The sequence below is a fragment of the Hyphomicrobium sp. CS1BSMeth3 genome, assembly GCF_900117415.1.
Lineage (GTDB): Bacteria > Pseudomonadota > Alphaproteobacteria > Rhizobiales > Hyphomicrobiaceae.
The window spans coordinates 1,424,565-1,445,078 of the sequence record NZ_FPEI01000006.1; the positions used below are offsets into that span (position 1 = coordinate 1,424,565).

General features: G+C 65.0%; 20 protein-coding genes. 9 read left to right on the forward strand and 11 right to left on the reverse strand.

What is annotated here, in order from left to right:
* Nucleotides 1-184: 184 nt before the first annotated feature.
* The 3 genes from CS1BSM3_RS21730 (at nucleotide 185) to CS1BSM3_RS21740 (ending at nucleotide 3,534) form a co-directional block, all read left to right on the forward strand.
* A complete protein-coding gene (locus CS1BSM3_RS21730) occupies nucleotides 185-1,297 on the forward strand; it encodes a tetratricopeptide repeat protein (RefSeq protein WP_072390823.1) in 1,113 nt (370 codons plus the stop codon).
* A 398-nt stretch (nucleotides 1,298-1,695) separates the two neighbouring features.
* Complete coding sequence (gene fumC, locus CS1BSM3_RS21735) at nucleotides 1,696-3,084, forward strand: class II fumarate hydratase (RefSeq protein ID WP_072390826.1); 1,389 nt, start codon at nucleotides 1,696-1,698, stop codon at nucleotides 3,082-3,084.
* Nucleotides 3,085-3,174: 90 nt separating this feature from the next.
* Nucleotides 3,175-3,534, forward strand: a complete 360-nt coding sequence (locus tag CS1BSM3_RS21740) for an endonuclease domain-containing protein (protein ID WP_072390828.1) — start codon at nucleotides 3,175-3,177, stop codon at nucleotides 3,532-3,534.
* Nucleotides 3,535-3,630: 96 nt separating this feature from the next.
* Here CS1BSM3_RS21740 and aroB read toward each other — a convergent pair whose 3' ends face one another.
* Both aroB and CS1BSM3_RS21750 read right to left on the reverse strand, forming a co-directional pair.
* Nucleotides 3,631-4,782, reverse strand: a complete 1,152-nt coding sequence (aroB, locus tag CS1BSM3_RS21745; RefSeq protein WP_072390831.1) for a 3-dehydroquinate synthase — start codon at nucleotides 4,780-4,782, stop codon at nucleotides 3,631-3,633.
* Complete coding sequence (locus CS1BSM3_RS21750; RefSeq protein ID WP_244540586.1) at nucleotides 4,769-5,410, reverse strand: shikimate kinase; 642 nt, start codon at nucleotides 5,408-5,410, stop codon at nucleotides 4,769-4,771. Before CS1BSM3_RS21750 ends, aroB begins: the two co-directional genes overlap by 14 nt.
* A 236-nt stretch (nucleotides 5,411-5,646) precedes the next feature.
* On the opposite strand from CS1BSM3_RS21750, the gene CS1BSM3_RS28365 reads away from it, so the two are divergent.
* Both CS1BSM3_RS28365 and CS1BSM3_RS21755 read left to right on the forward strand, forming a co-directional pair.
* Nucleotides 5,647-5,793 carry a hypothetical protein gene (locus tag CS1BSM3_RS28365; protein ID WP_174263749.1) on the forward strand — a complete coding sequence of 49 codons (147 nt, stop codon included), beginning with the start codon at nucleotides 5,647-5,649 and terminating at the stop codon, nucleotides 5,791-5,793.
* A gap of 14 nt (nucleotides 5,794-5,807) precedes the next feature.
* Nucleotides 5,808-7,832, forward strand: a complete 2,025-nt coding sequence (locus tag CS1BSM3_RS21755) for a hypothetical protein (protein WP_143149312.1) — start codon at nucleotides 5,808-5,810, stop codon at nucleotides 7,830-7,832.
* Between the two features lie 5 nt (nucleotides 7,833-7,837).
* On the opposite strand, the gene CS1BSM3_RS21760 is transcribed toward CS1BSM3_RS21755, so the two are convergent.
* Nucleotides 7,838-8,362, reverse strand: a complete 525-nt coding sequence (locus CS1BSM3_RS21760) for a MarR family winged helix-turn-helix transcriptional regulator (RefSeq protein ID WP_083528799.1) — start codon at nucleotides 8,360-8,362, stop codon at nucleotides 7,838-7,840.
* Nucleotides 8,363-8,493: 131 nt separating this feature from the next.
* On the opposite strand from CS1BSM3_RS21760, the gene CS1BSM3_RS21765 reads away from it, so the two are divergent.
* Nucleotides 8,494-9,387: a LysR family transcriptional regulator gene (locus tag CS1BSM3_RS21765; RefSeq protein WP_072390840.1), complete on the forward strand. Its 894-nt coding sequence runs from the start codon at nucleotides 8,494-8,496 to the stop codon at nucleotides 9,385-9,387.
* A 66-nt stretch (nucleotides 9,388-9,453) separates the two neighbouring features.
* Here the strand turns inward: CS1BSM3_RS21765 and CS1BSM3_RS21770 are convergent, their stop codons facing one another.
* From CS1BSM3_RS21770 to fabA, 7 genes are all read right to left on the reverse strand, one after another.
* The gene (locus CS1BSM3_RS21770) at nucleotides 9,454-11,034 is read right to left on the reverse strand and encodes an ABC transporter substrate-binding protein (protein WP_072390843.1); all 1,581 of its coding nucleotides are present in this window, start codon (nucleotides 11,032-11,034) and stop codon (nucleotides 9,454-9,456) included.
* Between the two features lie 114 nt (nucleotides 11,035-11,148).
* Entirely contained in the window at nucleotides 11,149-11,613 is a 465-nt protein-coding gene (locus CS1BSM3_RS21775; protein ID WP_072394273.1) for a GFA family protein, read from the reverse strand.
* 108 nt (nucleotides 11,614-11,721) lie between these two features.
* A complete protein-coding gene (gene pip / locus CS1BSM3_RS21780; RefSeq protein WP_072390845.1) occupies nucleotides 11,722-12,678 on the reverse strand; it encodes a prolyl aminopeptidase in 957 nt (318 codons plus the stop codon).
* A gap of 109 nt (nucleotides 12,679-12,787) precedes the next feature.
* Entirely contained in the window at nucleotides 12,788-14,002 is a 1,215-nt protein-coding gene (locus CS1BSM3_RS21785; protein ID WP_072390848.1) for an NADP-dependent isocitrate dehydrogenase, read from the reverse strand.
* A 275-nt stretch (nucleotides 14,003-14,277) separates the two neighbouring features.
* A complete protein-coding gene (gene fabI / locus CS1BSM3_RS21790; RefSeq protein ID WP_072394276.1) occupies nucleotides 14,278-15,150 on the reverse strand; it encodes an enoyl-ACP reductase FabI in 873 nt (290 codons plus the stop codon).
* A gap of 177 nt (nucleotides 15,151-15,327) precedes the next feature.
* The gene (gene fabB, locus CS1BSM3_RS21795) at nucleotides 15,328-16,557 is read right to left on the reverse strand and encodes a beta-ketoacyl-ACP synthase I (RefSeq protein ID WP_072390852.1); all 1,230 of its coding nucleotides are present in this window, start codon (nucleotides 16,555-16,557) and stop codon (nucleotides 15,328-15,330) included.
* Nucleotides 16,558-16,679: 122 nt separating this feature from the next.
* Nucleotides 16,680-17,222: a bifunctional 3-hydroxydecanoyl-ACP dehydratase/trans-2-decenoyl-ACP isomerase gene (gene fabA / locus CS1BSM3_RS21800; protein ID WP_072390855.1), complete on the reverse strand. Its 543-nt coding sequence runs from the start codon at nucleotides 17,220-17,222 to the stop codon at nucleotides 16,680-16,682.
* 230 nt (nucleotides 17,223-17,452) lie between these two features.
* Between fabA and rlmN the strand changes: the two genes are divergently transcribed.
* The 3 genes from rlmN (at nucleotide 17,453) to CS1BSM3_RS21815 (ending at nucleotide 19,892) form a co-directional block, all read left to right on the forward strand.
* Nucleotides 17,453-18,679, forward strand: a complete 1,227-nt coding sequence (gene rlmN / locus CS1BSM3_RS21805; RefSeq protein WP_072390858.1) for a dual-specificity RNA methyltransferase RlmN — start codon at nucleotides 17,453-17,455, stop codon at nucleotides 18,677-18,679.
* 2 nt (nucleotides 18,680-18,681) lie between these two features.
* Nucleotides 18,682-19,110 carry a hypothetical protein gene (locus tag CS1BSM3_RS21810; protein WP_072390861.1) on the forward strand — a complete coding sequence of 143 codons (429 nt, stop codon included), beginning with the start codon at nucleotides 18,682-18,684 and terminating at the stop codon, nucleotides 19,108-19,110.
* A 260-nt stretch (nucleotides 19,111-19,370) separates the two neighbouring features.
* Nucleotides 19,371-19,892 carry an MmcB family DNA repair protein gene (locus CS1BSM3_RS21815; RefSeq protein ID WP_072390864.1) on the forward strand — a complete coding sequence of 174 codons (522 nt, stop codon included), beginning with the start codon at nucleotides 19,371-19,373 and terminating at the stop codon, nucleotides 19,890-19,892.
* Nucleotides 19,893-19,895: 3 nt separating this feature from the next.
* Here CS1BSM3_RS21815 and CS1BSM3_RS21820 read toward each other — a convergent pair whose 3' ends face one another.
* Complete coding sequence (locus CS1BSM3_RS21820) at nucleotides 19,896-20,474, reverse strand: ActR/PrrA/RegA family redox response regulator transcription factor (protein WP_244540644.1); 579 nt, start codon at nucleotides 20,472-20,474, stop codon at nucleotides 19,896-19,898.
* Nucleotides 20,475-20,514: the final 40 nt, after the last annotated feature.

A 20,514-nucleotide genomic window follows, 5' to 3' on the forward strand; every position in this document is an offset into this window, starting at 1 on the left:
GCCGGGAAAGGTGGCAGATATGCCGGAATGGGCGAGCCGGGACGAAGCGCGGGCTGAGAATTACGACTTTGGTCTAATGCGGATTTGAGCACTTCGTCCCACTGCCGCACTGTCAGACGTCTGTACAAGCGCGCTGACGTTAACTTAGATTAACCACATTGCTGGTGGGCGTTGGGGGCGTTTTATGGAGTTCTTTGATCTTTATGGTCAGTACATCGGACCATTGTTGCTTTCGCTGTCAAAAATCCAAATCAACGTCACCGCGATCCAGCTGATTCAGATTGGTCTGGCATCTATCGGCGCGTGCGTATCCATCTTCGGCGCCTACAAGGCATGGCGATATGCAGAGAAGAGGCTCGGGAGGCGCCTCGATGAATTCCTCGACCACGAGGAAGAGAAGCTCCTCCAGGCGCGTGAGGCTATCCGCGCCATCCGGGACAAGCGCAACACCCCAGTATCAGGCAGGCCCAAAATATTTACAAACGGCGAGCTTGTGACTGTTCTCAAGCTCATTGGCGGGCAGCGCTACGGAGCTGCCAAGGATGCATTACACGAAACACTAGCTCGTACGCATGAGCGGGCAGAATTGGCGCGACGGAAGGAGGACCTGCATTCACACCAGCGAGCGATGGCGCATCTTCTTTTGGGCGCGATTGCCGACGCCGAGAATGATCATCAGACTGCGCTCATCCATTTTCAGTCGGCACTGGACATTGACGAGGATGATGTCGAGGCGCTCGAGTATGTTGGACTTCAATTTCTAAAGCTCGGAAATGCTCGGCAGGCTCTCGTAGTGTTTTCACAACTAGAAGCCAAAGCACGAGCGCGTGGCACCCACTTGTTAGTTGCGCAGGCTCTCCGCAATTGCGGCTTGGCTTACGAAGCGTTGCCCAACCCGCAGTATCAGAATGCCAACAATTGCTACAAGGCCGCGATCGATGAATTCCCAAAGAGCGGGGCGGCGCTGGAACTCGCCCATCTCCACGAACTTCGCGGGTTCGTGAACGTCAAGCGTTCGAGACCTAGGCGGGCATACGATAGCTTGACCCACGCCCTAACCACGTACTCGGCCCTTGAACACCAGGGTGGTGAGCACTCAGTGAAGGCACGTGAAGGCGTGGCTCGTGTATTGCCTGCGGTGCAGGAACTTCAGTTGCTATTGAACGGAACTAACGACGGGGACGTCGACAACGATGATTTTACTGTCGACGCGAGTGCAGATCGGGCCGCAACCTCCCCTTTAACCGAACAACAGCACATTCCCAATCAGCCATCCAATGGCATAAGTCCCAACTGACGCGATCTGAGCAAATGCGAGACTTTCGCCGACCGAAACGGCCGCGGTCGTGCCGCCGACGGCATGCGCACGCCGCAGCGAAGGCGCGCGTTCGGAAAGCGCAATCAATGCTAGAAGAAGGCCGCAGGCAACAGCCAACCAAATAGTGCCGCCAAACACGCCAGCTACCGTGCTCAGTCCAATGACGGGAAGCGCCACCATGCCGGCTCCTCGCTTTATTCGCTCAATCGCTCGGCCGGACCTTGAGTGATTCCTCATTCAACGCGAAGTGGCGCTTGGGCATTTCCCGCAGGCAATGTACCCACCCCCACCCCCACCCCTTGCACTTGGCGCCCCTCGGGCTTAATGCCTCGGACAGCACGAAAAACCGCCCGAATAGCGCAGGACCGGACCGCCCCATGACCAAGACCCGCACCGAGACCGACACCTTCGGCCCGATCGAGGTGGACGCCACCCGCTACTGGGGCGCGCAGGCCCAGCGCTCGCTCGGCAATTTCAAGATCGGCTGGGAAAAGCAGCCCCTCCCCGTCGTCCGCGCCCTCGGCATCGTCAAGCGCGCCGCCGCCGAGACGAACATGGCCCTCGGCCGCCTCGACAAGAAGATCGGCGAGACCATCGTCGCCGCCGCGCAGGAGGTCATCGACGGCAAGCTCAATGAGCACTTCCCGCTCGTCGTCTGGCAGACGGGCTCGGGCACGCAGTCGAACATGAATGCGAACGAGGTCATCTCGAACCGCGCCATCGAGATGCTCGGCGGCGAGATGGGCTCGAAGAAGCCCGTGCATCCGAACGACCACGTCAACATGAGCCAGTCGTCGAACGACACCTACCCGACGGCCATGCACGTCGCTTGCGCCGAGCAGATCCACCACGACCTGCTGCCCGCGCTGCGCCACCTGCTGAAGGCACTCGACGACAAGGCCGCCGCCTGGACAAAGATCATCAAGATCGGCCGCACGCATACGCAGGACGCGACGCCGCTCACGCTCGGGCAGGAGTTCGGCGGCTACGCGACGCAGGTGCGCAATGGCATTGCGCGCATCGAGCAGACACTGCCGAGCCTCATGGAGCTCGCGCAGGGCGGCACCGCCGTCGGCACGGGCCTCAATGCACCCGTCGGCTTCGCCGAGAAGGTCGCCGAGCGCATTGCCGTCATCACCGGCCTCCCCTTCACGACCGCGCCCAACAAGTTCGAAGCGCTCGCCGCGCACGACGCCATGGTCATGAGCCACGGCGCGATCAACACGGTCGCGGCCTCGCTCTTCAAGATCGCGAACGACATCCGCTTCCTCGGCTCGGGTCCGCGCTCGGGCCTCGGCGAGCTGAGCCTCCCCGAGAACGAGCCGGGCTCGTCCATCATGCCGGGCAAGGTGAACCCGACGCAGTGCGAGGCCCTCACCATGGTCTGCACGCAGGTGTTCGGCAATCAGGCGACGATCACGTTCGCGGGCGCGTCGGGCCACTTCGAGCTCAACGTGTTCAACCCGGTCATGGCGTACAACTTCCTGCAGTCCGTGCGCCTGCTCGCGGATGCGGCCGTGTCCTTTACCGACAACTGCGTCGTCGGCATCGAGGCACGCGAGGACAACATCAAGGCCGGTCTCGACCGCAGCTTGATGCTGGTGACCGCGCTCGCGCCCAAGTACGGCTATGACAAGGCGGCCAAGATCGCCAAGACCGCGCACAAGAATGGCACCACGCTGCGCGAGGAAGCGCTGAAGGAAGGCATTTCCGAAGCCGACTTCGACGCCATCGTGCGCCCCGAGAACATGATCTCCCCGGGTTGAAGATCGCTTCGCGCCTGCGGCGCGAACAGTGCGACGGGAATCCCCTCTCCCCGTCCTTACGGGGAGAGGGTTAGGGTGAGGGGCAGCGTCATGCGAGGCGCCCGACCATGGCGCACTAACCGCGCTCGCGTTCTACGCGCCGACGACACCTCCGCTGAAGCTCGTCTATGGAACGAACTGAGAGATCGCCGGCTCGGTGGTCTCAAGTTTGTAAGGCAAGCCCCGATCGCAGATCACTACGTCGATTTCCTATGTCGTGAGCAGAAGGTCATAGTCGAGGTCGATGGTGGCACGCACAGCACGGATGCCGAGATCGCCAACGACGCGGCACGAGCCGACCAGCTCCGGCAGCTCGGATATCGGTTGTTCCGAGTCTCCAATGCCGACGTGTACGACGATCTCGACAGCGCGCTCGACGCGCTGCTTGCCTACGTGAAGGAGAAGGGGTGATCGGTGCTGCTGTCGCGCAAGCGGCTGCCCCTCACCCTAACCCTCTCCCCGCAAAAGCGGGGAGAGGGGATTCTGGTGCTCGCGCCGCAGCCGCAATCAGCCGGACAAGACTACCTCGCGCTCGAGGAAGGCTGCGACGTCCTCGGGCTCGACTTCGCGCGTGACGAAGGCATCGCCGATCGCGCGCATGAGGATAAAAGTGAGCCTGCCGGACTGCACTTTCTTGTCCTGCTGCATGAGCGCGAAGAGCGCCTTCGGATCGGGGCGATCGGGTCCCGGAATGTGCGCGACGCGTGTCGGCAGACCGACAGCGCGCAGATGCTTCTCCACACGCGCCGCCGTCCCGGCGGGGCACAAGCCGCGTTCTTCAGAGAAGCGCGCCGCCTGCGCCATGCCAATGGCGACCGCCTCGCCATGCAGAAGGCGGCTCGAATAGCCGGCCCAGGCTTCGAGTGCGTGGCCGAAGGTGTGGCCGAGGTTCAAGAGCATGCGATCGCCAGTCTCGGTCTCGTCGCGCTCGACGATGCGCGCCTTGGCGGCGATGGAAACCTCGATGGCTTCCGTGAGCGTCGCGGGATCATTGCCGAAGAGACGCTGCCAGTTCTGCTCGAGCCAGCCGAAGAAGCGGGCATCCCCCAGCAGGCCGTACTTCGCGACCTCGGCGTAGCCGGCGCGCATCTCGCGAACGGGCAGTGTCGAAAGCGCCTTGGTGTCGGCGAGGACGAGGCTCGGCTGGTGGAAGGCGCCGATGAGGTTCTTGCCCTGCGGCGTGTTGATACCGGTCTTGCCGCCGACGCTGCTGTCGACCTGCGCGAGGAGGCTCGTCGGGATCTGCACGAAGCGCACGCCGCGCCGCAGGATTGCTGCCGCGAAGCCGGCGAGGTCGCCGATGACGCCGCCACCCAGCGCCACAATAAGATCACCGCGTTCGAGCTTCAGGGCGAGCAGGCTCTCGCTGAGGCGTGCGAGCTCGGCGAAGCATTTGGTCCCTTCGCCCGGCGGCATGATGATCGTGCCGAGGTGGCGGTCGAACGTGCGAAGCGACGACTCGAGCGTCGCGAGATGGTGCTTCGCGACATTCTCGTCCGTGACGATGGCCGCGCGGGCCTTGCCGAAGCGGGACACCACCATATCGCCCGCCCGCGCGACGAGATCGGGGCCGACGAGCACGTCATAGGCGCGATCGCCGAGATCGACGTGGACCGTGCGGTCGGGAAGGGCCGCTGCCGGCATCTCAGGACTCGCCATGGACGACCCCAGGCAGGGCTTCGGCATCGGTATCAGCGTAGCCGCCGTACGCGATCAGCGCGGTGACGATCTCGTTGACGATCACGTCGTGCATGGTGTCGCGGCTGTCGATCGTGATGTCGGCCTCCGCGTAAACAGGGTAGCGCTGGTCCATCAGGTTCTTCATCACGGCGGTTGGATCATCGGCCCTGAGCAGAGGGCGGTTGTCGCGTTTGGCGACGCGGCGCATGAGGACATCGAGGTCGGCGCGCAGCCATACGCTGATTCCGGCGGCTTTGATGGCGGCGCGGGTCTCCTCGTTCATGAAGGCGCCACCGCCCGTTGCCAGCACCTGCGGCCCGTTGTCGAGCAGCCGCTTGATGACCCGGCGTTCGCCGTCGCGGAAATAGGCCTCGCCGTGATCGGCGAAGATCTCGGGGATGGTCTTGAGGGCGGCGCGCTCGATCTCGTCGTCGGCATCGACAAAAGGCAGGCCCAATGCCGCAGCAAGGCGGCGGCCGATCGAGGACTTGCCGCAGCCCATGAGGCCGATCATGACGATCGAGCGGGTGCCGATCATCTCCCGCACCTGCTGCGCGCGCGCGAGCATCTCGCCCCGATTCCGTTTCTTCCACCCGAATCGCATCATCGCCGGGCTCCGCATGTTTCCCTGGCGGCTGCCGCGGCCGCGTTGACCCGGGCCTGTGGCCGGGCACTCGGTTTGGTCCATCTCATGGTCTGCAATCCATTGAATTGCAACACGCAGGCGCCGTAAACCAAGCGAATAAGTCCGGGTACAGCGATCCGGGTGCCTTGGCAGGGGTGAGCGCGGCGCCATAATAGCGCCAACTCGCCGACCTATCGGCACAATGTACAGGACTTCCAATGCCCAGTCTTTTCAGGTTCCTGATGGTGGTTGCCGTCCTGTCGGCCGTGACGGCGGGGGGCCTCTACGTCCTGTCCGAGTTCTTCGAGCCGAATGCCCGGGAAGTTTCGCAGCCCGTGCCCGGCGTCAAGGTGCGGCGTCAGTAGGTGCACCCATCACAATGGCCAGATCGCCCTCGAGATCATCCGTCCGGGCGCCGGTCTTTTCAGCCCTCGTCATCCTTGCGCTCAGTGCCCTGATTTCCAGCGCCGGAACGGCGGCGGCCCAGGATACCTGGATGCTCTTCCAGAAGGATGAGCGCGCGCGTCGGGCTCCCCCGCCCTCCTCGGACGGCGGAGGCCTGAGGCAGGGCGACCGGCCGCTCGAACCCAAGGGCGGCGGGCGTGATGGCTTTTCGAGGCCGCCTGCAGGTCCGGAACGCGCGTACGAGGCGCCTGCGGATGGGCCGCGTGGTGCTGCCCCGGTCGCCGTCGAGCGTCAGGAGCTCGCGCCCATCGCGGAGCCGCCATCTGCGCCGCCGGCCGCAGCACCGCCGCCGCCCGCGCCGCGGTGGGAGACGCGCACGGCACCATCCGAACGCCAGCCTCTCCCACCGCCCGCTCGCGAGAGCGGGTTTATGCCACCACCGCGCGCGCCGATACAATCCGTCGAGCCGCAGAGAACCCCGGCCTTGCGGCCTCTGCCGCCGCGCGCCGCTTCGCGCCCCTCTCTGGATGGCCTCGCCTCGCTGGCACCGAAGGCGCTGGAAGACATCATCGAGGGCGTGGCGCTGCCATCGAAATCGGCAACCATCGCCGCCATCTGGCCGGAGCCCTGGCGCGCGGCGAGCGGCACTGTATCCCCGGCCTTCGAAGCCATCCGGATCGAGACCCTGCGCCGCGCGGGCGCCATCGATGCGCTCAAGAGCGTGCTCGAACGCGTGCCACCGCCGACGGAGCCCGTGCTCGCGATCGTGGTCCTGCGTGCCCACCTGCTGATTGGCAATCGGGAAGCCGGCTGTGCCCTGGCCGGAGAGGCCATCCGCAATCGCGCGAGCGTGCCAGCGAGCTTCCGGCGGGATGCCGTTCTCGCTGCGGGTTACTGCGCCCTTGCCGGAGGGAACACGGATGCCGGCAAGCTCACGGTCGACCTGATCCGCGGGGAGGGGCTCGATGCGCCGTTTGCGCTCGCCGTGCTCGAGGGCGCCGGCGCTGGCGGCAAGGCGCCGCCAGCGCTCCCTTCATCCATCGGCGTGCTCGATTACCGACTTGGCGAGGCCGCGGGCATCGTTTGGCCGAACGCGCTCGTCGATCGTGCGGAGCCGGCCGTGCTCGCGATTATCGCGACGGCACAGGCAATAGATCCTGGCCTCAGGATCGTCGCTGCCGAACGCGCCGCGCGGTTGCATCTCCTGTCACCCGATACACTCGCCGATCAGTATCGCGGCCTGCCGGTATCGCCCGAGGATCTCGCGAATCCGCTCGCCTCGAAGCACACAGGCGCCCTGCGCCGCGCCGCACTCTTTCAGGCGACCGAAGCAGAGCCCGCGCTGGACAAGAAAGCGCGCCTGATCGGCGCCCTTCTCGATGATGCAGGCAAGGCGGGACTCAGACCAGCGATCGCGCGGATGCTCGGGCCGACTCTCGAACGTATGCGTCCGGGGCCGGAACTCGCATGGTTTGCCGACAGTGCCGCAGGCATTCTCGTGTACGCCGGCCGGGGCCATGGCGTCGACGGCTGGGCCGATCTGGCCCGCGACCTCGATCACTGGCGCGTGCTCGGTGCCCTGGCCAGCGACAGCGCGGTTCCAGGCAGCAGCGGCCTTGCCAGCATCGAGCGGCTCGCGCGCGCCGGCCGCTTCGACGCGCCAAAGCTCCACCGCCTCGTCACCGTTCTCGATGCGCTCGACGTGCAGATGCCGATCCCGCTCTGGGAAGCGGCGAGCCGCACCCCGCAACCGACCGACGGACATCTGCCGGCGACCGGCGTGCTCGCCGAGCTCAAGAGTGCGAGCGACAAAGGAGACGGCGCGCGGGCCATCCTGCGCACGGGTCAAGCCATGGGGCCGGCAACCGCCGACGAGGCCAACCTGCTGACCCTCGGCGACGTCATCCGCGCGCTGAAGAACGTCGGGCTCACGCGCGAAGCGCGTGCCCTCGCCATCGAGGCGCTGATCGAGACCTGGCCGACGACAGCCGGCCGATAGGAAGGCTATTCAGCCGCGAGCAGGCTGCGGTCGGCCACCGCGCCGCCCGTCAGCGGGGCCATTGTGGCAATGCGGCCGAGGGCCTCGACAAAGCCCGCCCGGCCCCCTTCGGGAAGCGCTTCGAGCAGCATCCGATCGACCTCGGCGGCCCGGCTGCGGAAGCTTTCGAGGAGCACCCGACCCTCGTCCGTCAGACGAAGGACGTTCGAGCGAGCATCATGGCGCGCCCGGCGGCGGGCAAGCAGCCCCTTGCGCATGAGGCGACGCACGAGGTCAGCGGTCGTGGAGCGATCGATGCCCGTTGCCTCGACCAGCCCGACCTGATTCGTGCCCTCGCGCTCGCCCACGATGACGAGCACGGCCAACTGGCGCGGCGTGAGGCCAGTATCCGAGAATGCCGCCGCGAAGGCTTCGTCCGCCGCCTGTTGCGCTCGGTGCAGCAGGTGCAGTACGCAGCCATTCAAATCGAATCCGTTCGCCTTTGCCTGGTCCACGGCGCGCATTCCCCCATCAATTGCCAATCGCGACATTTTTACGATCCATAGGGCCTTGATAGCCCCTAATGCTCAATAAGCCGGATGCCGAGATAGCAAGTATCGAGATCATCCGGCGGGGGAGTTTGCCTGTTGATCAACGAACGACAATCCCCTAAAAATCCACTATGGCTGTTAAAAAACGCACAGCCTACCCAGACTGGGAGGATGTGCATTTCTTCCTAGAATTGGTGCGGGTGGGGAGCCTTTCCGCCGCCGCGAGAGCGCTTGGCGTCACGCATGCCACCGTCGGCCGGCGCATCACCTCCCTGGAGCAGGTGCTCCGCGTTCAGCTTTTCGACCGTCATGATGGCCGCTTCACTCTGACGCCCGCCGGCGAGCGTGCAGCCGCGGCTGCAGCGGCCATGTCCGACGGCGCCCAGTCAATCCGGCGGCTGGCGGCTGGTCCCGCGGACGCGGTCGTCGGAAAGGTTCGCATCACGGCGACGGAGGTCTTCGGCTCCTACTTCCTCATGTCGCGCATGCGCGAGCTCATGCAGCAGAACCCCGGCCTCGAGGTCGAGCTGGTGATCAGTAGCCGGAATTTGAGCCTCACCCGCCGCGACGTCGACCTCGCGATCCGGCACTCGCGCCCCGAGAGCGGCAACCTCATTGCGCGGAAGATCGCCGACTACGCGAGCTACTTCTATGCCGACCGGCGATACATTCAATCACGCGGGGATGGCCCCTTGGATTTCATCGGCTTTGCCGATGATGTCGCGCATCTGGAAGCGGCCAAGCACTCCGTGCGCATGGCCGGCAACACGCACCGGGTTGCGCTCAAAGTGAACACGCTGTTCGCGCGCCTCGCCGCCGCGCGCGCCGGTCTCGGCGTCGGGCTCATTCCCAAATTCGTCGCTCACCAGTATCCCGATCTCGTGGTCGTGGACGTCGGTGGCGAAACCCTGATCCGCGAGCTCTGGCTCGTCGCGCACCCTGACGTGCGCGGCGTGGAGCGCCTTCGCGTGGCCTTCGACTACATCGCCAATGCCGTGGTCGGCGCGCGCGAGATTCTCATGTAGGACGCCAGCCAGCCGCCCCATGCCGGCGCGAGCGGCATGGGGGTCCGGCGATTGACCTGCGCCCGATTACTTCGGCTCGAGCCAGACGTCCGAGAGATCCTGGCCGAGATAGTGGCTCGGCATGGCGTACCATCCCTTGAGGCGCGTCGGCTGCACGGTGATCCTCTGGAACCAGAGGAAGGGCACCGCGTAGGACATCGTCAGCACGTGACGATCGAGCTCGTTCACGATCCGCTTGCGCTCGACGGGATCGATGGCGCGCTGCTGGGCCTTGTAGAGATTGTCGACCTTGTCGTCCTGATGATCCGAGTAGCCGACCGGCGAGACGCGCTTCGAAAGCATCTTCGTAAACTGCAACGTCGGGTCGTCGGTGTAGTCCGAGATGAACTCGATCGCGACATCGAAGTTGCCGCCCGTCAGCGCCGCCTGATAAGGCGCCGTCTCGTACTGCTCGTGCTGCGCGGTCACGCCAATGCGGCGCCACTGATCGAGCAGGTAGACGCCCGCCGTGGTGTAGGGATCTGTCGCCGAGCGGTTCAGAAGCTTGAACGAGAGCTTGTCGACGCCAGCTTCCTTGAGCAGCTTCGTTGCCTCGGCGCGCGCGGCAGCCGCATCCTTGCCGAAACCCGGAATCTTGACGAGCTCGTCCTCCGGCAGTGCCATCTCGTAGCCCGGACGCGCGACACCGCCGACATAGCGGATCGCCGAGATCTTGCCGAGCGCCGCGCCGCCGCCCCAGCGATCAACCGCAAGCGAGAGCGCCTGGCGAACCTTCAGGTTGTCGAAGGGCGGACGCTTGGTGTTGAAGATGATGATCAGCGCCGATGTGAGCGGCTGCTCCTTCACCCAAACCTTGTCGCCGAGCTTGGCAACGAGCTGATCGCGCTCACCCGGCGAGCGGAAGCGGAACTCGGCATCGAACTGGCCGCCGAGGAGGCCCGTGAGCACCGTCGGCGACTTCACGAAGAAGGCCTTGTAGCCGTCGAGATAGGGGAGCCCCGGCTTGAAGTACTGATCGAAGCGCTTGCCCGCCCATGAGGCGCCGCGCACATGCTCCACGAACGTGAAGGCGCCCGAACCCATGATCTCGCGCTCGGGATAGCGCGGGTTCTCCTTGAGCTTGGCGGCGCTGTAAATGCAGTTGAAGGGAGAGGCGAGCAACTGCAGCACACCCGCGACCGGCGTCTTCATCTTGAAGATCACCGTCTGCTCGTCCGGCGTCTCGATGTCGCCGAAGTCGGAATAGTAGGAGCGGCGCGCCGAGACGATCCCCTCGGGCGGGCGGATGATGCGCTCGTAGCTGGCCTTCACGTCGGCGGACGTGAGCGGTGAGCCATCGTGGAACTTGATGCCTTTGTGCAGCTTGAAGGTGTAGCTCATGCCGTCCGGCGCGGCCGCCCAGGTCTCAGCCAGATCGCCCGTCACATCCGGATAAGTCTTGCCGTGGAACTTGAGAAGCGTCGAATAGTGCGGCGCGATCGGGTGCGTGTGCCCGAAGGTCGTGTTGGAGTGGCAGTCGTAGTTCGGCGGCTCGGCAACGACCGCGAAATTGAGAGTGCCGCCGCGGACCGGCGTTTCGGCCACAGCAATTCCCGACCACCCAAAGCCGGCAGCAGCGGCCAGCAACCAACGTGCAGTCTTCCTCATCGGACGCTCTCTCCCAGAATTTCTGTGCTGTTGGCGGCATAATGGCAGCCGCGCGCAAAAGAGCCAGCCATTCAGTGCGCTGCCTGCCGCGCGCTGGGAGTAGAGCTTGCGCGATCAGGTGTCGTGATCGGGGTGCTGCCGGCTCGCGAAACGCGGAAGGAGGTCGGCTGGAATGTCGTCCTCGGTGCGCACGCCCGGGAGGTCGAGAAGCTCGTGCACCCAGGGTATCCGGCCTTCCAAGCCGTACTGGCTACTGGGCACAACGCGCGAGGGATCGTCGAGCGAGCCGAGCGAGACGGAAATGCGGTCGTTCCCCAGCACGCGATACGTGAGCGGCGTACCGCAGTCGCGGCAGAAGCCGCGCTCCGCCGCCTGCGATGATCGAAATATGCTGAGGGTTCCCCGCGTCCACTCCAGATCCTCGGGCGGCACGCCCGCCAGCGGCGCGAAGTAGTTGCCGAAGGCTTTCTGGCACATGCGGCAGTGGCAAATCGAAGCTCCCGTCGGCTCCGAGTAGAGCGCGTATCGGACGGCACCGCACTGACAGCCGCCCGTATGGATAGGTGTCCGATCAGGCATGGGGACCTCGCATTTCTGCTGCAACGCTTTTGCGATCATAACGCATGAGCTCAGCAAAAAGAGCCCGGCCGCAAGATGGAGCTCCGCAGCCACCCGCTCCGTGAATGCTCAGACTTTGCCCGCGAACTTGTCCGTCGTCCTGATCAGGCGATCGAGAATGCCCGGCTCTGAATAGGCATGGCCGGCGCCTTCGATGATGTGAAACTCGACATCAGGCCACGCCTTCGCCAGATCCCAGGCCGTCCGCAGTGGACAAGGCATGTCGTAGCGGCCGTGCACGATCAGGCCAGGGATACCTCTGAGCTTGTGAGCATCGCGCAGGAGCTGGCCTTCCTCGAGCCAACCAGCGTGCGTGAAATAGTGGTTCTCGATGCGTGCGAAGGCGAGGGCAAAATCATCATTGCCGTGCTGGCTCGTGAGCGCGGGGTCCGGCAGAAGCGTGATGGTCTCGCCTTCCCAGAGACTCCAGGCTTTCGCGGCCTCGATCTGCGCAGCGCGGTCAGGTCCGGTGAGGCGCTTGCGATAGGCAGCCATCAGGTCGCCGCGCTCCGCCTCCGGAATGGGCGCGAGAAAGCGCTCCCATTTATCGGGAAACATCTCGGACACGCCGAACTGATAGTACCAGTCGAGTTCACTCTTCTGCAGCGTGTAGATGCCGCGCACGATGAGCTCGCTCACGCGCTCGGGATGCGTCTCGGCATAGGCGAGCGCCAGTGTCGAGCCCCACGAGCCACCGAACACTTGCCACTTCTCGACACCAACGAGACGGCGCAGACGCTCGATGTCTTCGACGAGATGCCAAGTCGTGTTCGCTTCAAGCTCTGCGTGCGGCGTCGATCGCCCGCAGCCGCGCTGATCGAAAAGCGTGACGTCGTAGAGCTTGGGATCGAAGAGCCGGCGCTGGTTCGGCGAGATGCCGCCGCCGGGACCTCCGTGCAGGAAGACAGCCGGCTTGGCGCCGCGCGTGCCGACGCGCTCCCAATGAATGACGTGGCCGTCGCCGACGTCGAGTTGGCCCGTCTCGAAGGGCTCGATCTCGAGGTAGTACGTGCGCAGCGCGCTCATCGAGGGCTCCTCCAAAATGCGACCGGCACCCGACAGGTATGCCGGGTGCCGGTAGGCTAGCTCAGATGATGTCGGCGCGAGCCTCAGGCCGGCTCGGTATTGCGGCAGCTTACACTGCCATGGCCTTCTTGAGGTTCTCGTCGATCTTGTCGAGGAAGCCCTGCGTCGACAGCCACTTCTGGTCGGCGCCGACGAGAAGAGCGAGGTCCTTCGTCATGAAGCCCGACTCGACCGTGTCGATGCAGACCTTCTCGAGCGTGGTCGAGAACTTGGCCAGCTCCGGGTTGTTGTCGAGCTTGGCGCGATGGGCGAGGCCACGCGTCCAGGCGAAGATGGAGGCCATGGAGTTCGTCGAGGTCTCGCGGCCCTTCTGGTGCTCGCGGTAGTGACGCGTCACCGTGCCGTGCGCCGCCTCGGCCTCGCAGGTCTTGCCATCGGGCGTCATGAGCACCGACGTCATGAGGCCGAGCGAGCCGAAGCCCTGCGCCGCCGTATCGGACTGCACGTCGCCGTCGTAGTTCTTGCAGGCCCAGACATAGCCGCCCGACCACTTGAGCGCGGCCGCCACCATGTCGTCGATGAGGCGATGCTCGTAGGTGAGCTTGCGCTTGTCGAACTCCGCCTTGAACTCCTTGTCGAACACCTCCTGGAAGATGTCCTTGAAGCGGCCGTCGTAGACCTTGAGGATCGTGTTCTTGGTCGAGAGATAGACGGGGTAGTTGCGCGCGAGGCCATAGTTGAACGAGGCACGCGCGAAGTCGCGAATGGACTCGTCGTAGTTGAACATGGCCATCGTCACGCCGGGGCCCGGCGTCTTGATCACCTCGCGCTCGATGACCTGACCGTCATCGCCGGTGAACTTGAGCGTGATGGTGCCCTTGCCCGGGAAGCGGAAGTCCGTCGCGCGGTACTGATCGCCGAACGCGTGGCGGCCGATCACGAAGGGCTGCGTCCAGCCCGGCACGAGGCGCGGCACGTTCTTGCAGATGATGGGCTCGCGGAAGATGGTGCCACCGAGGATGTTGCGGATGGTCCCGTTCGGGCTCTTCCACATGTCCTTCAGCTTGAACTCCTCGACGCGCGCCTCGTCCGGCGTGATCGTCGCGCACTTCACCGCGACGCCATGCTTCTTGGTCGCGTTCGCAGCGTCAATGGTAATCTGGTCGTTGGTCTTGTCGCGGGCTTCGATGCCGAGGTCGTAGTACTCGAGATTGAGGTCCAGGTAGGGGTGGATCAGCTTGTCTTTGATCAGCTGCCAGATGATGCGGGTCATCTCGTCGCCGTCCATCTCGACGACCGTGCCCGTGACCTTGATCTTCGCCATGACGCGTATCTTCTCCTCTCGGCGCTCACCGGTAAATTCGCGGCGCACCATAGTGCGATGGCGCCCACTAAAGCAACGGACTTGAAATTCACCTCAGTTCGCGACTGGGCGAGGCGTGAATTTCAAGTCCAAAGTTGCTTTAGAAAGGTGATTATTTCAAAGCGTCTCTGGACCTTGAATGCGATTCCGAAACCGGGCTCACGCACGGGTCGCATTCAAGGTCCGACGCTTTGATGGAAGCGCCATGCAACAGAAGTCTGAGCTGTGCGTGAGAGCTAGCTCTTCCCGGCGTCCTTGAGCGTGGCGCGGGCCTTCTCGACGAGCTCGTCCTGGGTCTTGAGCGTCTCCAGCGAGGGCATGGAAACGACGTTATAGCCGCAGTCGACGTAGTGGACCTCGCCCGTGACGCCGCCCGAGAGGTCCGAGAGCAGATAGAGGGCCGATCCGCCGACCTCGGAGAGCGTGGGCGTGCGCTTCAAGGGGGCGCTTTCGCCCTGGAAGTTGAAGATTACGCGGGCATCCGAGATGGCCGCACCCGCGAGCGTGCGCATGGGCCCCGCCGAAAGCGCGTTCACGCGAATACCCTGCGGGCCGAAGTCCGCTGCGAGATAGCGCACCGAGGCTTCCAGTGCCGCCTTGGCGACGCCCATGACATTGTAGGAGGGCACGACGCGCTGCGAGCCGCCATAGGTCAGCGTCAGCAGCGAGCCGCCATCCTTCATCAGCGGCGCCGCCCGCTTGGCGATCTCGGTGAAGGAGAAGCAGGAAATCACCATGGTATTGGTGAAGTTGTCCCGCGTCGTATCCGAGTAACGGCCCATAAGCTCGCGGCGATCGGAGAAGGCAAGCGCGTGCACGATGAAGTCGAGCCCGCCCCATTTCTTCTCAATCTCACTGAACACGTTGTCGACGCTGGCGAGATCGCCGACGTCGCAGGGCACGATGACCTCAGAGCGGACCGACTCCGCAAGCGGAACGGCGCGCCGGCCGAAGGCATCACCCTGGTAGGTGAAGGCGAGCTTGGCGCCGTGCTTGGCGAGCGCGGTGGCGATGCCCCAGGCGATCGAGCGGTCGTTGGCGACGCCCATCACGAGGCCGCGCTTGCCCGCCATCAGCGCACCCGGCGCAAGAATGTCTTTCTCACTCATATGAGCCCCTACGATGCCGAGGCCAGCACGGCGAGCTGCCGACAACCAGCAGCGCTGCGTGACCGTCGCCTTGTCTCGGCGAAAATGCTCCATTGGATCCTGGCACCCTCTGAGGCGCCATGAGCGCCTGACCGGGCCGCCAGCAAGGTGGAGACGGCGCCGACAGGCGCCCTGCCCTTAACCTGAATGGCGGCGGAACACCAGGGTGGCATTCGTTCCGCCGAAACCAAAGCTGTTCGAGAGCACACAGTTAAGGAGCTTTTCCTGCCGCTCCTGCACAATGGGCACGTCGGCGAAGGCCGGGTCCAGCTCATCGATGTTCGCGCTGGCGGCAATGAAACCATTGTTCAGCATGAGGAGCGAGAAGATCGCCTCCTGCACGCCGATGGCGCCAAGCGAGTGTCCTGTCAAGGATTTGGTCGAGGAAATCGCGGGCACGTCGGCCCCGAAGACCTCCCGAATGGCGGAGATTTCCCGTTCGTCGCCGACCGGGGTGCCCGTCCCGTGGGGATTGATGTAGTCGATCCTGGCGCCGACGCCCCGGCCATTGAAGCCTTCCAGCGCCTTGCGCATGCAACGGACCGCCCCCTCGCCCGAGGGCGCCACCATGTCGAAGCCGTCCGACGTGGCACCGTAGCCGACGAGCTCGCCGTAGATCTTGGCGCCGCGAGCAAGCGCGCGCTCGCGTTCCTCGAGGACCAGCATTCCCGCGCCGCCGGCAATGACGAAGCCGTCCCGGTTCACGTCGTAGGCGCGGGAGGCCTTGGCCGGGGTCTCATTGAACTTGGTCGACATGGCGCCCATGGCGTCGAAGAGGACGGAAAGTGTCCAGTCCAGCTCCTCACAGCCGCCCGCGAACATGACGTCCTGCTTGCCCCACTGGATCATCTCGGCGGCATTGCCGATGCAGTGCGCCGATGTCGCGCAGGCCGAGGAGATCGAGTAGTTCACACCCTTGATCTGGAAGCTCGTCGCGAGGACGGCGGACGGCCCCGAGCACATGGCCTTCGGCACCTCGAAGGGGCCGATTTTCTTCGGTCCCTTCTCGCGCGCCACATCGGCCGACTTCACGATCGCATAGGTCGAGGGCCCACCGGAGCCGACGATGATCCCCGTGCGCTCGTTGATGACATCCTTTTCCTCGAGCCCGGCATCGCGGATCGCCTGCTCCATGGCGATGTAGTTCCAGGCGACGCCTGCTTCCATGAAGCGCTTGGGCTTGCGCGGGACGGCCGACTCCCAGTCGATCCTCGGCTCGCCGTGGACCTGGCAGCGGAATCCCAGCTCGGCATACTTCTCGGCGCGCGTGATGCCCGACTTGCCCTCACGGAGCGAGGCGAGAACCTCCTGCGTGTTGTTGCCGATGGATGAGACGATCCCCATCCCGGTAACGACGACCCGCCTCATCCTCCGCCTTCCTTCCGCTGGCATGGCGACCGCTGCACGGCGCGGCCACCGCAACCGACACTCACCCCGATAATCCGGCCGCCCCCAGGGGGCCCGGGGGGGGCCGGGACGGCAACCCCGCCTCAGGCGATGGCGCCGCCCGCTTCCTGCCCACTCTCGAACAAACCCACCTTTAGCTCATTCGCTGTGTAGATAATTTGGCCGTCCGCCACCAGCGTGCCGTCACCGATGCCGAGTTTCAGCTTGCGCAGGATCACGCGCTTGATGTCGACAGTGTACTCCAGCATCCGCACCGACGGCAGGACCATGCCGGTGAATTTGACCTCGCCGACACCGAGCGCGCGGCCACGACCCGGCGCGCCGAGCCAGCCGAGGAAGAAGCCCGTGAGCTGCCAGAGCGCATCGAGACCGAGGCAGCCCGGCATGACGGGATCGTCCTTGAAATGGCAGGAGAAGAACCAGTCGCAATTGGGATTGCCCGCGACGGCAAGCGTGGCCTTGATCTGGCCCTTGCCGTGCGCGCCGCCGCTCTCCGAGACATGCGTGATGCGATCGAACATCAGCATGGGCGGCAACGGGAGCTGGGCGTTGCCGGCGCCGAAAAGCTCGGCCCGTCCGCACGCCAGCAGGTCGTCATAGTCGAAGCTCGTCCGCCGCTCAGCCATCGCGATGTTGCCCTTGCCCCCTCGTTCCCCTGCCCCCGTCGCCGAGCTGCTGACCATGCCGGTCGGCCCGGTGCTGCAAATGTTGCAGCGTTTACCTAACACATTCAATCCGCGGTTCAAACGCTGCAACATTCTGGGCGCTCAGCAAGCGCCGCATCGTCGCAGCCGTGGCCCCGAGGCGCGACACCCTATATAAGGGGCTCAAATCAGACGTGAATGGTTCCAAATCAATGGTCCTGGTCCTCGATTCGACGCCCGCGCCGGAAAATGCGGCCCAAACGGCCGCCCCGGCAGCGCCCCGGCCGACCCTGGCCGGGCTCGACCGCGCTGGCTTGAGCGCCGCGCTGGCGGCCATCGGCGTGCCCGAGCGCCAGCGGCGGATGCGCGTCGGCCAGCTCTGGACCTGGCTCTATGCACACGGCGTCACCTCGTTCGACGCCATGACCGACATCTCCAAGGATCTGCGCGGCCAGCTCGCTGCCGCCTACTCGCTCGACCGGCCGGAGATCGTCACCGAGCAGATCTCGACGGACGGAACGCGGAAATGGCTCCTGCGCCTGCCGCGGCGCGGGCATGAGGCACGCGCCCCGGAGATCGAGACCGTCTACATCCCCGAAAGCGACCGCGGCACGCTCTGCATTTCCTCGCAGGTCGGCTGCACGCTCAACTGCTCGTTCTGCCACACCGGCACCCAGCGCCTCGTGCGCAACCTCGAGGTTTCCGAGATCGTCGGCCAGATCCTGCTCGCGCGCGACCGCATCGGCGATTGGCCTGCCGGTGCGCCCGACGGCGTCGAGATCAAGGACACGCATCTTCTCCCTTCGAGCGAGCGCAAGATCACGAACATCGTGCTCATGGGCATGGGCGAGCCGCTCTACAATTTCGAGAACGTGCGCGATGCCATGCTCGTCGCCTCCGACAGCGGCGGGCTTGCCTTCTCCAAGCGGCGCATCACCCTCTCGACCTCCGGCGTCGTGCCGAACATCGCGCGCTGGGGCGAGGAGGCCGACACCATGCTCGCGATCTCGCTCCACGCGACGCGGGACGATCTGCGCGACGTGCTCGTGCCGATCAACAAGAAGTACCCCATTGCCGAGCTGCTCGACGCCTGCCGCGCCTATCCCGGCCTGTCGAACGCGCGCCGCATCACGTTCGAATACGTCATGCTCAAGGGCATCAACGACAGCCTTGCCGAGGCGCGTGCGCTCGTCCGCCTGCTCGCCGGCATTCCGGCGAAGATCAATCTCATTCCCTTCAATCCCTGGCCCGGCTCACCCTACGAATGCTCGGACTGGGAGCAGATCGAGCGCTTCGCCGAGGTCGTGAACCGCGCCGGCTACGCGAGCCCCGTGCGCACGCCGCGCGGCCGCGACATCCTCGCCGCCTGTGGCCAGCTCAAATCCGAGAGCGTCAAATTGCGGGCGAGCCAGCGGACGGCTGCAGCAGAAGGGCTCTGAACGTGGTCTGGCGCGCGATCGGTCGGATCATCCTGGTGCCGCTCGGCTTCGTTCTTGCGTCGCTCGCGGCGATGTTCATTCTCGTCACGCTCGGCATGGAGCGCGTCACGCACGCCATACACGGGCGCGACTCCGATCCCGACACGTGGTTCGCCATGTTCGATCTCGCGCAGCAGACGATCCTGCTGTTCTCGACCTTCACGGTCGTGCCGGCGATCCTGCTCGTCATCATCGGCGAGGTCGCGCGCATCCGCTCATCGCTCTATTACATCCTCGGCGGGGGTGCGGTGCTCGCGGCGTGGCCTTTCCTGAGCCGGCTCGGCAATATCGCGCAGGATCCATCGCAGCTCGGCATCATCTGGCAGGTGTTCGCGACCGCCGGATTTGCGGGTGGTTTCATCTACTGGCTGATTGCGGGACGGCGAGCGTAGTTTTTTCCGCGGACGCCAACGCCTTCGGCTATTGGCGCCGCGGCTGCAATTTACCCGGTTGGCGATTTTGCCTCGCGGCCTTCGGCCGCCACCTTACTTCCCCTTCTCCCGTGCTTACGGGGGAGAAGGTCGGGATGAGGGGCGGCACACACGCAGACGTTGGCGTTTGCCGCCGCCCCTCACCCTGGCCCTCTCGTCGCGCCAGAGGCGCGCTTCCAGCGCGACAAGAGCGGGGAGAGGGGATAAAAGCGGAAGCCCAGATGTCTCTCGTGCGTTCAAATCCGCCCGACGTGCCGCCACCCCCCGACGGCCCGGGTCCGCTGGTCGATAACCGGCAATCCGACAAAGCCGCCGAGATCTGCCGCGGCGTGATGCGCGTGCTGGCGCAGCATGGCCTCACGGGCTTGATCGAGGTCACGCTCGCTAATGGCCGGCGCGCCGACGTGATGGCGCTCTCCGACAAAGGCTCACTCTGGATCATCGAGATCAAGTCGAGCGTTGCGGATTTCCAGGTCGACCAGAAATGGCCGGAGTACCGCGACTACTGCGATGCGCTGTTCTTCGCGGTCGCGACCGACTTCCCACAGGAGATCCTGCCGGAGGATACCGGCCTCATCGTCGCCGATCGCTTCGGTGGTGAGATCCTGCGGCAGGCGCCCGAGCATCGCCTCGCGCCTGCGCGCCGCAAGGCCCTCACGCTCCACTATGCGCGGCTTGCAGCGGCACGGCTCAGCTCCGCGTTCGATCCGCACGCGCGCTTCGAGCCGCTGCCGCGGGAGTAGCGCCTACTTCGGCGCCCGCTTGGCGAGAATGCGCTGGAGTGTCCTGCGGTGCATGTTGAGCCGCCGCGCGGTCTCGGAAACATTGCGGTTGCACAGCTCATAGACGCGCTGGATGTGCTCCCAGCGCACGCGATCCGCCGACATCGGGTTCTCCGGCGGCGGCGCCCGCTCGCCCGAGGGAGCCAGAAGCGCGTCCGTGACGTCATCGGCGTCGGCGGGCTTGGCGAGATAGTCGACGGCGCCGAGCTTCACGGCGGAGACGGCCGTCGCGAAGTTCCCATAGCCCGTCAGCACGATCGTGCGCGCGTCCGGACGGATGCGCGCCAGCTCGGCGATCACGTCGAGGCCGTTGCCGTCGTCGAGGCGCATGTCGACGACGCAGAACGCCGGTGGCTTCTGGCGGATGAGATCCACCCCTTCAGCCACCGAATGGCCCATGCGGACATCGAACCCGCGCTGCTCCATGGCCCGGCCGAGCCGCTGCAGGAACGCCCTGTCGTCGTCGACGATGACGAGCGTTCGGTCGGCCGGCAGCTCATCTTGTTTGAACGAGAGGTCTTCGGACACGGCTCTGTTCTCCATATGCTCCAGCATACCGAAGGTTGGAGGGCCCGCCAAGTCT

Bases quoted from the DNA above. Each gene is read 5' to 3' on its own strand.
- CS1BSM3_RS21730 (WP_072390823.1), top strand. From the start codon at position 185: ATGGAGTTCTTTGATCTTTATGGTCAGTACATCGGACCATTGTTGCTT.
- fumC (WP_072390826.1), top strand. From the start codon at position 1,696: ATGACCAAGACCCGCACCGAGACCGACACCTTCGGCCCGATCGAGGTG.
- CS1BSM3_RS21740 (WP_072390828.1), top strand. From the start codon at position 3,175: ATGCGAGGCGCCCGACCATGGCGCACTAACCGCGCTCGCGTTCTACGC.
- aroB (WP_072390831.1), bottom strand. From the start codon at position 4,782: ATGGCGAGTCCTGAGATGCCGGCAGCGGCCCTTCCCGACCGCACGGTC.
- CS1BSM3_RS21750 (WP_244540586.1), bottom strand. From the start codon at position 5,410: ATGATGCGATTCGGGTGGAAGAAACGGAATCGGGGCGAGATGCTCGCG.
- CS1BSM3_RS28365 (WP_174263749.1), top strand. From the start codon at position 5,647: ATGCCCAGTCTTTTCAGGTTCCTGATGGTGGTTGCCGTCCTGTCGGCC.
- CS1BSM3_RS21755 (WP_143149312.1), top strand. From the start codon at position 5,808: ATGGCCAGATCGCCCTCGAGATCATCCGTCCGGGCGCCGGTCTTTTCA.
- CS1BSM3_RS21760 (WP_083528799.1), bottom strand. From the start codon at position 8,362: ATGTCGCGATTGGCAATTGATGGGGGAATGCGCGCCGTGGACCAGGCA.
- CS1BSM3_RS21765 (WP_072390840.1), top strand. From the start codon at position 8,494: ATGGCTGTTAAAAAACGCACAGCCTACCCAGACTGGGAGGATGTGCAT.
- CS1BSM3_RS21770 (WP_072390843.1), bottom strand. From the start codon at position 11,034: ATGAGGAAGACTGCACGTTGGTTGCTGGCCGCTGCTGCCGGCTTTGGG.
- CS1BSM3_RS21775 (WP_072394273.1), bottom strand. From the start codon at position 11,613: ATGCCTGATCGGACACCTATCCATACGGGCGGCTGTCAGTGCGGTGCC.
- pip (WP_072390845.1), bottom strand. From the start codon at position 12,678: ATGAGCGCGCTGCGCACGTACTACCTCGAGATCGAGCCCTTCGAGACG.
- CS1BSM3_RS21785 (WP_072390848.1), bottom strand. From the start codon at position 14,002: ATGGCGAAGATCAAGGTCACGGGCACGGTCGTCGAGATGGACGGCGAC.
- fabI (WP_072394276.1), bottom strand. From the start codon at position 15,150: ATGAGTGAGAAAGACATTCTTGCGCCGGGTGCGCTGATGGCGGGCAAG.
- fabB (WP_072390852.1), bottom strand. From the start codon at position 16,557: ATGAGGCGGGTCGTCGTTACCGGGATGGGGATCGTCTCATCCATCGGC.
- fabA (WP_072390855.1), bottom strand. From the start codon at position 17,222: ATGGCTGAGCGGCGGACGAGCTTCGACTATGACGACCTGCTGGCGTGC.
- rlmN (WP_072390858.1), top strand. From the start codon at position 17,453: ATGGTCCTGGTCCTCGATTCGACGCCCGCGCCGGAAAATGCGGCCCAA.
- CS1BSM3_RS21815 (WP_072390864.1), top strand. From the start codon at position 19,371: ATGTCTCTCGTGCGTTCAAATCCGCCCGACGTGCCGCCACCCCCCGAC.
- CS1BSM3_RS21820 (WP_244540644.1), bottom strand. From the start codon at position 20,474: ATGGAGAACAGAGCCGTGTCCGAAGACCTCTCGTTCAAACAAGATGAG.